This is a genomic window from Azospirillum formosense (genome assembly GCF_013340925.1).
Taxonomy (GTDB): domain Bacteria; phylum Pseudomonadota; class Alphaproteobacteria; order Azospirillales; family Azospirillaceae; genus Azospirillum; species Azospirillum formosense.
The window spans coordinates 1-3,351 of sequence record NZ_WHOR01000411.1; the positions used below are offsets into that span (position 1 = coordinate 1).

The window sequence follows — 3,351 nt, forward strand, 5'->3', positions numbered from 1 at the left end:
GTGGGTGCATGGTATGCAGACGTAGTGAGTTGGCGGGTTGATATTTAGGATAACGCCGACGGTCGAATGTTATGCGGAGTGGCTCGTCGGCGGCGTCAGATGTCTATAAGAGAGAGCCTTGCTAGCAGCCTCCTGGGCCTCCGCCTCCGTCCGCTTCACGGCCATCCACGCCGCCGGGTCGAGGGCCTCCAACCGCTGCTCCGCCTCTGGCAGAAGGGCATAGACGATTTCCGCCGCCCGCTCCCACTGCCCCGCGGCCTGCACCGTCGCCAGTTCACCCCTCAACGCCTGCCGCGTTTCCAGCGCCGACCGCCACGCGGCCGCCGCCTGTTCCTGAGCCTGGGCGATCGCGTCGAACCGCGCGGCGGCCCGCTCCGTCCATCCCCGACTCAAAATTCCCGCGTCGGTGTCGACCAGCGGCTCGATGGTGCGGCGCTGCTCAGCGTCGATCCGGAAGACCGCCCCCGCCGCGGCCAGCCGGTCCAGCACCGCCATGGCGTCCGCCTCCGCCCGCTGGGCGGCGAGCCGCGGCCCCTGGGCCTCCAACCGGTCCACAACCGATGCCAGCCGCACCGCCATGTCGCGCGCCCGCTCCCGGGCCTCGCCGGCGAGCCGCTGGCCTTGTCCCTCCAACCGGGTTCCCGCCGCCCTCAGCCGGCAACCAGCGGCCTCGTGCCACCGCTCGGCACGGATGCGGGTGAGGTTCACCACCTCCGCCACCGGCTGGCCGGTGGGCGACAACGCCTCGGCCGGCAGGCGGCCCCGCCAGCCCGCCACCCAGGCCTCCACCTGCCCGGGATCGAGGTGATCAAGCGCGCTGACCTTCTCGCCATCACGCGACCACGCCCGCGCCAGATGCGCATCCACCTCGTCCGCCGTGACCGGCGTCCGGACCGCGTCGTCGGGGCGCCGCGCCCGCACCGCATCCTCGATGGCGCCGCGGTCCACCACCACCGTCGTCCAGCCGGTGCCCCGCGACAGCGCCACCGTCGCCGCCTGCCGGGTCAGCCGGTCGCTGCCGAGCAGGATGGGGGCGGCGACGGTCATCCCCTGGGCCGCCGCCAGGGTCGAGGCATAGGCGTAGGTGATCGGGATGTGTCCCGCCTTGTCCCGGTAGACCGCCGGATCCACCGTGATGCGGCGGCCGCCGGCGAGCGCCACGACCAGCGCTCCGCTGTTGATGGCCAGCACCCGTCCGCAGTCGCCGTTGACCACCCCAAGCCGGTCATCCCGCTGACGGAACCGCAACTCGTCGCCGACGGCAACGGCGAGCGTGAGCGCCCGCCCCGGGGTGGTGCCGGTGGCTTTCAGTATGAGAGCGTCCTCGCCAAGCCAGCCCATGGCCTTGAGTTCGCCGCGGACCGCCGCCGACAGGGCCCGCACGTCGGGCCACGTCTCCGCAACAACCACCGTCGACTGGCCGGCCTCCCGCACCGCCCGCCACCGCGCGGCGGCAAGCGCAACCGCCGCCCCATGGTCCGCGCCTTCCAGGAGACACCCCCGTTCGCGGTGGGCGCGGATCGCCGCAGCCGCATCGCCGTCCATGACCGCCCGCACCGCGGCACGGGCCGCCGCGTCCGTCTGCCGGATGATGGTGTCGACAATGGCGACCGGCGCCTCCAGGGCCAACAACCGCATGCCCGGCCCCGCACCCACCGGCTGCAGCTGGCGGCGGTCGCCCACCCCGATCACCCGGCACCCGGTGGCGCGCTGCATCTCCAGAAGCTGGCGGGTTTGCCGGGCGGACCACTGCCCCAGTTCGTCGACGACGATCACCGTGCCGGTACCGATCACCAAGTCACCAGCCCGCCAGCGATGCAGCAACGCCTCCGCCGCGAGCGCCGCATCCGCCCCGACACCGTCGCCGAGGTCACGCGCCTGCCGCCAGGCCACCGCGGTCGCCAGAATGGCCTGGGCACCGGCCCACCGGTACCCCTGAACCACCGGTCGGAGCAGCGTGCTTTTGCCGACACCGGGCGCCCCTTCGACCAGCGCGACGCCACCGCCACGGGTCATGGCGTGATACGACGCCGCTCCCTGTTCATCGGTCAGCGGCGGGTCCGACGTATTGATCGCGGCCTTGGCCATAACCGATGGCACCATCAGCGTCGGTGCCGCAGCCGCCTGGCGCGCCATCGCGCGGACGGCCACCTCGTCCTCGATCGCCTGGCGGGTTGAATAAACCGTCTGCCCGGCGTCGGTCTGACCGGGCAGCCGCACCACCACACCCTCGGCTTCGAGGCGGCGCACCAGGCCGGCGATGTCGCGGGCCGGAAAGGCGCCCGCGGCGGCCTCGGCGGTCACTTGCCAGAGCTTTGGCTCGGTGAACACGGACTCGTGCTCGATGATCTCACGAACCCGCTGCGCAACGCCCGACCAGGCCGCGGTCCGCGCCGCCGCCGGGTTGCCCTGCGCCGTGCCCTGCAGCGCCATCGCGGCGGCCGCGGTCCAGCCCATCGCCGCGGCTTCCTCCACCCATCGGACGCTCCGGTCTTCGCCGTGGCCCTTCTTTCCCCGCGTCGCCAGCGTCAAGCCGGCGGCCCGCGCGGCGTCCGCGCCGGTGGCGAAGCCCTTCTCCGCAGCCGCCGCCTCGATGTCCTTGCGGCGCTTCGACCATGCCTCGCACAGCGCCTCGGGAACCCCGCTGACACGAATGAATTCGTTGCGCTCGCCGTGACGGTCGATCGCCACCCCTAACCGCTCCTGCAGCTGCGCCGCCAGCTCGGCGCGGTACACCGCACCCGCGGCCATTTTCCAGCGGAACAGCTGTTCATTGGCGAGGCTGCCCCACGTCCCATCCGGACGCTCCGCAACATTCAACACCACGGCGTGCGTGTGCAGGTCGGGGTCGCCGGACCGGGCGTCGCCATGCTGAAACAAGGCGCCGAACGCCGGCACCCTCTCACGCATCACGCCGTCTTTGCCCCGCCGTGTTTCGACGGCACGCTCTTGAACCAGCGCCAAGGCTGCTCGCACGGCGGCCTCCTGGGCGGCCTCGATCGCGCTTCGCATCGCAACCGGCGCCACCGCCCACAGCGCGCTGATGCTCTTGTCGGCGCTGAAGGTGAGGTCGTAACCGCCGCGCCGCTTCTCCGCTCCCGCATTCTGCACCAGCGCCCGTCCGTCGCGCGGGTTGAAGCCAGTGTGCAACGCTTTGAACGCCGAGGGGACAACATCCGAACCGTCGCGGTACCCAAAGTACCCTGGGGTGTTCCACCACACGCCGGTCGGCTCGGTGCCGCCGAGATAATACTCGGCTTGCGCCTCCACGTAGTAGTCCGCTCCGGCACTGGTCCCGATCGACAGCACGCTTCGGCCCTCATGCATCGCCAGATGCGTCAGGTGTGAACC

At 71.8% G+C, this 3,351-nt stretch carries 1 protein-coding gene; it reads right to left on the reverse strand.

Annotated features, from left to right (window positions below; genetic code table 11):
- Window positions 1–69: 69 nt before the first annotated feature.
- The coding region (mobF, locus tag GBZ26_RS28320; RefSeq protein WP_174441654.1) for a MobF family relaxase at window positions 70–3,351 on the reverse strand (3,282 nt) is incomplete at its 5' end.